Annotated in this window: 5 protein-coding genes, 1 tRNA gene and 1 pseudogene; all 7 read left to right on the top strand. The window is 66.3% G+C overall.

The annotated features are described in order from the left end of the window. A pseudogene (locus RR928_RS23760) lies at positions 1-558 on the top strand (DNA-directed RNA polymerase subunit beta'); the annotation flags it as partial. Positions 559-828: 270 nt separating this feature from the next. Next, entirely contained in the window at positions 829-1,398 is a 570-nt protein-coding gene (locus RR928_RS23755) for a LemA family protein (RefSeq protein WP_332549815.1), read from the top strand. Further along, positions 1,395-2,777, top strand: coding sequence for a 16S rRNA (cytosine(967)-C(5))-methyltransferase RsmB (gene rsmB / locus RR928_RS23750; RefSeq protein ID WP_332540208.1), 1,383 nt, complete (start codon positions 1,395-1,397; stop codon positions 2,775-2,777). Before RR928_RS23755 ends, rsmB begins: the two co-directional genes overlap by 4 nt. Then, on the top strand, positions 2,737-3,405 hold the full coding sequence (locus RR928_RS23745) for a DUF4390 domain-containing protein (protein WP_332540210.1): 669 nt from the start codon (positions 2,737-2,739) through the stop codon (positions 3,403-3,405). Before rsmB ends, RR928_RS23745 begins: the two co-directional genes overlap by 41 nt. 2 nt (positions 3,406-3,407) lie before the next feature. Further along, positions 3,408-5,756 carry a sensor histidine kinase gene (locus RR928_RS23740; protein ID WP_332540212.1) on the top strand — a complete coding sequence of 783 codons (2,349 nt, stop codon included), beginning with the start codon at positions 3,408-3,410 and terminating at the stop codon, positions 5,754-5,756. A 14-nt stretch (positions 5,757-5,770) separates the two neighbouring features. Then, on the top strand, positions 5,771-6,460 hold the full coding sequence (locus RR928_RS23735) for a response regulator (RefSeq protein WP_332540211.1): 690 nt from the start codon (positions 5,771-5,773) through the stop codon (positions 6,458-6,460). A 68-nt stretch (positions 6,461-6,528) separates the two neighbouring features. Beyond that, positions 6,529-6,604: transfer RNA gene (locus tag RR928_RS23730), tRNA-Phe, on the top strand. Positions 6,605-6,652 lie beyond the last annotated feature (48 nt).

The raw sequence follows: 6,652 nt of genomic DNA, 5'->3' as shown, positions 1-6,652 counted from the left end.
ATCGAAGAGCTGTCGCGCTACATCGTGGACGAAGTCCAGGACGTGTACCGCTTGCAAGGCGTGAAGATCAACGACAAGCACATTGAAGTGATTGTTCGTCAGATGCTGCGCCGCGTGGTGGTCGAGAACCCCGGTGAATCGACCTACATTGCCGGCGAGCAGATCGAGCGCTCGGAGATTCTCAACACCAACGAGAAGCTGCTGGCCGAAGGCAAGATCCCCGCGACGTACTCCAACGTGCTGCTGGGTATCACCAAGGCTTCGCTGTCGACCGATTCGTTCATCTCCGCGGCTTCCTTCCAGGAAACCACCCGCGTGCTCACCGAGGCTGCCATCATGGGCAAGCGCGACGAGCTGCGCGGTCTGAAGGAAAACGTGATCGTCGGCCGCCTGATTCCCGCTGGTACGGGTCTGGCCTACCACCAGGCACGCAAGGCCAAGGACCTGATGGACGACGCCGAGCGCCGCGCCATCGCCGAAGCCGAAGCGGCCGAGCTGGCTGGCATCATCGAAGAAGGTGCCGACACGGTGTCGGTTGGCGATCCTTCGGTGGACTAAAGCAAGCACCCCCTGAGCGGCTTACGCCGGATGGCCGGCCTCCGCTTCCCCCTCTCAACCTTCGGTGGAGGGGGACGGCACCATCGCTGCGGGGCGGACCTTGGCTTGTGCCCCTGAACTGGTTCACGCCAGTTTCATGGGCCCTGGGCCATGGTCAAGTTGACTTTATTTTGAGCCGCGCCCCCGTACCGCTGATGGTGGACGGGGGCGTTTTCATTGGGTTTTTCATCGAACCGGCGCGCGATCAGCGAAGTGGGCCGGTCCCTGTGCATGTGGTCTATCTCCCTGGACTGGATTGTCCTGGCCGTGTTGGTCTTCTGGGCCGTGGGCGCCTACAACCGCGTGATGCGTTTGCGATCGGCCTGCGTTCAGGCCTTTGGCGCGCTGGACAGCTATTTCCTGCAGACCCAGGGGCTGCTGAGCGAATGGAGCGCGGCGCAGGCCAATGCCGACGATCCCGAAGGCACGCAGCGCCTGGCCCATGCGGCCTGGCAGCAAAGCCTGGCCGCGATGGGCGCGGCGCTGGCCGGCGCGCGTGCGCGGCCTTTGCACGCCCAGTCCATGCAGTCGCTCGAGCGCGCGCATGACGAGCAGTTCGCGGCCTGGCAAGCCTTGAAGAACCTGCCCGGGGCTCCCGATGACCTCGCCTGGCGCCTGCGCTGGCAACAGCAGCAGGCACAGACCGGACTGGCCGCCGACCAGTTCAACACCGCAGTGGCGCAATACAACGCTGCCATTGCCCAATTTCCAGCGCGCGTGCTGGCGTGGTTCTTCGGATTCCGCGCGGCCCGCCCGCTTCAACCGGCCCTCGGGTCGCAGCTACCAGACACCGCAGCATGAGCCGTATATTCCCTCCTTCTTCCCGCGAGCCGGCACCGGCCGCTGGCGGCGCGGCGCCTGCGCTGTCGCAGCAACTGGCCGAAGTCGCCCAGGCCTTGCAGGCCATTCTGGCTGGCCAATCGGGGACCCAGGCGCTCGCGGCCGTGCCCCAGCGCCTGCGCCCCGGCGTGCAGGCGCTGCTGTTCCAGGTGCTGCGCCAATTGGGCCGTGCCCAGGCGCTGCGCGCCGAACTCGCGCCGCGCACGCCGCCGCCGCGCGTCAACGCGCTGCTGTGCACGGCGCTGGCCCTGGCCTGGGATGAGAGCCAGGCACCTTATCCGCCGTTCACGCTGGTGAACCAGGCCGTCGAGGCCGCCAAGCGCGGCCCGGCCCAGCGCCAGGCAGCGTTCATCAATGCCTGCCTGCGGCGCTTTCTGCGCGAGCGCGATGCGCTGGTGGCAAGGACCGATGCCCAGCCCCAGGCACTGTGGAATCACCCCCAATGGTGGATCGCGCGCCTGCAGCAGGACCATCCCGCGGATTGGCAGCAGATTCTCGCGGCCAACAACCGCCATGCGCCCATGACGCTGCGCGTCAACACGCTGCAGGCGACGGTCGCGCAGTACCAGCAACTGCTGTCTTCGCAGCAGATGGACGCCAGGCCCGTGGGTGAGAGCGGGCTGGAGCTGGCACAGCCGCAGCCGGTGCAGGCCTTGCCGGGCTTTGCGCAAGGCCAGGTATCGGTGCAGGATGCGGCCGCGCAGATGGCCGCGCCGCTGCTGCTTCAGGGCCTGGACCTGACGCAGCCGCTGCGCGTGCTCGACGCCTGCGCCGCGCCCGGCGGCAAGACCGCGCATCTGCTGGAGTATGCGGGTGTGGGCGCGCCATTGCAGGTCACGGCGCTGGAGATCGACGCCGAGCGCAGCGAGCGCATCCATGAGACGCTGGCGCGCGTGGGCGTGCAGGCGAAAGTCGTCGTCGCCGACGCCTCGCGCCCCGACCAGTGGTGGCAGCAGGCCAGCGGCGGCGCGCAGTTCGATGCCATCTTGCTGGACGCACCCTGCACGGCCTCGGGCATCGTGCGCCGCCATCCCGATGTGCGCTGGCTGCGCCGCGACAGCGACATCGCCCAGCTCGCGGCGATCCAGTCGCGCCTGCTCGACACGCTGTGGCCGCTGCTGCGCGCCGGCGGGCGCATGCTGTACTGCACCTGCTCGGTCTTCAAGGCCGAAGGCGATTTGCAGGTGAAAGCGTTCCTTGCACGCAACACTCAGGCGCGCTTGCTGCCATCCCCAGGCCATTTAATTCCGGGCAATGCCGCGCAAACCGCGGCTGTCCCGGACAATGAACCGGGTGACCATGACGGATTCTTCTACGCCCTGCTGGAAAAAGCCCCCTGAGAGCGCTGCGCTCGCAGGTGTCTGGCGTGGACGCTGGCCGCACCTGCTGCTGGCCTGTCTGCTGTGGTTCGTGGCCTGCCTGCCCGGCGAAGTCCGCGCGCAGAGCGGGGCCTCGATCACGCAGATGCAGGTCGAGCGAACGCCCGAAGGCATGCTGCTGAGCGCGGCGCTGGCCTTCGAGCTGCCCGAGCATGTCGAGGACGCGCTGCTCAAGGGCATCACCATGCATTTCGTGCTGCAGGCGCAGGTGCTGCGCGAGCGCTGGTATTGGTCCGATCTGGAGATGGCGCATTCCGCGCGCTATCTGCGCCTGAGCTACCAGCCGCTGACGCGCCGCTGGCGGCTGCACACTTCGTCCACGCCTTTCACGGGATCGGGCCTGGGGCTGGCGCTGTCGCAAACCTATGACGATCTGGCGGAAGCGATCAACGCCATGCAGCGCATCGCGCGCTGGAAGATTGCCGACGCCGGGCAGGTGCCCGAAGACATGCCGGTCACGGTACAGATGCGCTTCGGCCTGGATATGTCGCAGCTGCCGCGGCCGCTGCAGATCGGCGCGTTTGGCCGCTCGGGCTGGAACCTGCAGATGACACAGAGCCTGCGCCTGGCCGGCGGAGGCGCACCTTGAGCGTGCAGGACAAGACGGACGCCGTGGACGCGCCACTGCCGGTCTCGCGCCTGTCGCGCTCCGCGCGCTGGGCGCTGGGCGTGGCCGTGGCGCTGATGTGCGCCATCGGCCTGGTGCTGATGTTCCTGCTGGCGCTGGCCACCAACAACCGCGAAGTCTACGAGCGCAACTACAACTGGCTGTTCACGATGAACGTGCTGGTCGCGGCGGTGCTGCTGGGCCTGCTGCTGTGGGGCGGTGTGCGCCTGGCGCTGCGCCTGCGGCGCGGGCGTTTCGGCAGCCGCCTGCTGCTCAAGCTCGCGGGCATCTTCGCGCTCGTGGGCGTCGTTCCCGGGCTGCTGATCTATGTGGTGTCGTACCAGTTCGTTTCGCGCTCCATCGAAAGCTGGTTCGACGTCAAGGTCGAAGGCGCGCTGTCCGCGGGCGTGAGCCTGGCGAGCGTCACGCTCGAGACCGTGGCCAAGGACATGGCGCACAACACGCGCACCGCCAGCGAGTCGCTGTCGCAGGTGCCGAATGCGGCCGCGGGTTTCGAGCTCGAGCGCATACGCGAGCAGTTGGGCGCCGTCGATGTGGTGTTGTGGAACGAATCGGGCAAGGTGCTGGCCAGCGTCGGGCCGTCGAAATTCGATCTGCTGCTGCCCGAACGGCCCACCGCCCAGGAAAAGCGGGCGCTGCGCGAGCAACCGGCCTTGGCGCGCATCGAAGGGCTCGACGATGTGTCTGCCGTGAACGACCCTGCGGCGCTGGAGCGCATGCTCGAAGCGGTGCGCGTGCGCACGCTGGCGCTGGTGCCCAACCCCGCCGTGGGCCTGCTGGCCGAGCCGCGCTATGTGCAGGCCACGCTCAAGCTGCCGATGGCGCTGCTGACCAATGCCATCGCGGTGCAGGAAGCCCACCGCGAATACCAGGAGCGCGCGCTGGCGCGCGAAGGCCTGCAGCGTATGTATATAGGCACGCTCACGCTGAGCCTGTTTCTTGCGGTGTTCGGCGCCATCTTGCTGGCCGTGGTGCTGGGCAACCAGCTCGCGCGGCCGTTGCTGATGCTGGCCCAGGGCGTGCGCGAAGTCGCGCGCGGCGACCTGCGGCCCAAGGCCTCGCTGCCCAGCGCCGACGAACTCAGCGGGCTCACGCGCGCCTTCGCGCTGATGACGCGCCAGCTTGCCGAAGCGCATACGGCCGTGGGCCAGAGCATGGCCGATGTCGACGCCGCGCGCTCCAACCTGCAGACGATTCTTGACAATCTGACCTCGGGCGTGATCGTGCTCGACGAGGCCGGTCATGTGGTGTCGAGCAACCCCGGCGCGACGCGCATCCTGCGCGTTCCCATGGCCGCCTACCAGGGCCGGCTGCTGGGCGATGTGCCGGGATTGGCCGAGTTCGCGCAGATCGTGCGCGAGCAGTTCGCGCAGTTCCTGGGCGAGGGCGGTGCTTCGCTGGGGCGCGACCGCTGGCAGATTGTGCACGAGCTGCACGGCACGGTCGGTGGCGGCGGCGGCGGCGTGGTGCACGACAGCACCAGCCTGGTGGTGCGCGGCGCTGAACTGCCCGACACCCAGCGCCTGCTGGTGTTCGACGATATTTCCGAGATCGTCTCGGCCCAGCGCGCCCAGGCCTGGGGCGAAGTCGCGCGCCGCGTGGCGCACGAGATCAAGAATCCGCTGACGCCCATCCAGCTGTCGGCCGAACGGCTGGCGATGAAGCTGATGGACAAGCTCGCGCCCACCGACCAGGCCTTGCTCGGCAAGTCGGTCAAGACCATCGTTGACCAGGTCGGGGCGATGAAACATCTTGTCGATGAATTCCGCGATTACGCGCGCCTGCCCGCGGCCGAACTGTTGCCATTGGACCTCAACGGCCTGTTGGCTGACGTGATGCATCTCTACGGCGAGGAAAATGCACGGGTAGGTGTCAAGGTGGACCTCGACCCGAACTGCCCGCCGATCGCAGGGGATGCGCAGCAACTTCGGCAGATAGTGCATAACCTGTTGCAAAATGCGCAGGATGCGACGGAGCAGGCTGCGGCCGAGACCGGCAGCGCGCCAGAGGCGGTCGAGCTCAGCACGCAGTGGAATGCGCTCACCGAGCGCGTGCAGCTGAGCATCAGTGACCGGGGACCGGGATTCCCGGCAAACATTCTGCAGCGGGCCTTCGAGCCCTATGTCACGACCAAGGTCCGCGGCACCGGTTTGGGCCTGGCGGTGGTCAAGAAAATTGCAGATGAACATGGCGCCCGGATCAAGTTGAGCAACCGGGTAGAAAACTCGATAGTGCAGGGTGCGCAAGTGTCGCTATCATTTGCCCCTGTAAGTAAGGCCCTCGCGGAGGGCTCCGCTCAGCGCAGCACATAGGCGTTTCAATACACATGGCAAACATACTGGTGGTCGACGACGAATTGGGGATTCGGGATTTGTTGTCGGAAATCCTCAACGACGAGGGTCATAGTGTCGACCTGGCGGAGAACGCGACCCAGGCAAGGGCAGCGCGTCTGGCCAGCAGCTATGACCTGGTCCTGCTGGACATCTGGATGCCCGACACCGACGGGGTGTCGCTGCTCAAGGAGTGGGCTGCGGCCGGGCAACTGACCATGCCGGTGATCATGATGAGCGGCCACGCCACCATCGACACTGCCGTGGAGTCCACGCGCATAGGCGCTTTCTCGTTCCTGGAAAAACCGATCACGCTGCAGAAGCTGCTCAAGGCGGTCGAGCAGGGCCTGGCGCGCAGCAGCGCCCAGGCCGCATCGTCGCCAGGGAATGCGGCAGCCGACGCGGGCAGTGCCGCGGTGCAGGCCGAGACCACGCACCATCATGCAATGTCTTCGGCAGTGCGCGTGGCGGCCGAAGCCGGGCCCGAGCAGCACCAGGGTTTCGATCTCGACCGCCCATTGCGCGAAGCGCGTGACGGCTTCGAGAAAGCCTACTTCGAATTCCACCTGGCACGCGAAGGCGGCTCGATGACGCGCGTCGCCGAGAAGACCGGTCTGGAGCGTACGCACCTGTACCGCAAGCTGCGCCAACTGGGCGTCGACCTGGGCCGAAACAAGCGAAATTAAGATTTTTTGAAAAAAATCGCGAATTTCATTTTTGAGGCAAAAAGTGCCCCTATAATTTAAGCTTCAGCGGCCCGGTAGCTCAGTCGGTAGAGCAGAGGATTGAAAATCCTTGTGTCGGCGGTTCGATTCCGTCCCAGGCCACCAAACATGAAGCCCCTGATCAGAAATGATCAGGGGCTTTTCTGTTTGTGC

The sequence above is a fragment of the Comamonas sp. genome, from assembly GCF_036666375.1.
In the GTDB taxonomy this organism is placed as follows: domain Bacteria; phylum Pseudomonadota; class Gammaproteobacteria; order Burkholderiales; family Burkholderiaceae_C; genus Comamonas.
The sequence above is the reverse complement of the archived record's forward strand: the minus strand, read 5'-3'. Positions and strand labels throughout refer to the sequence as shown.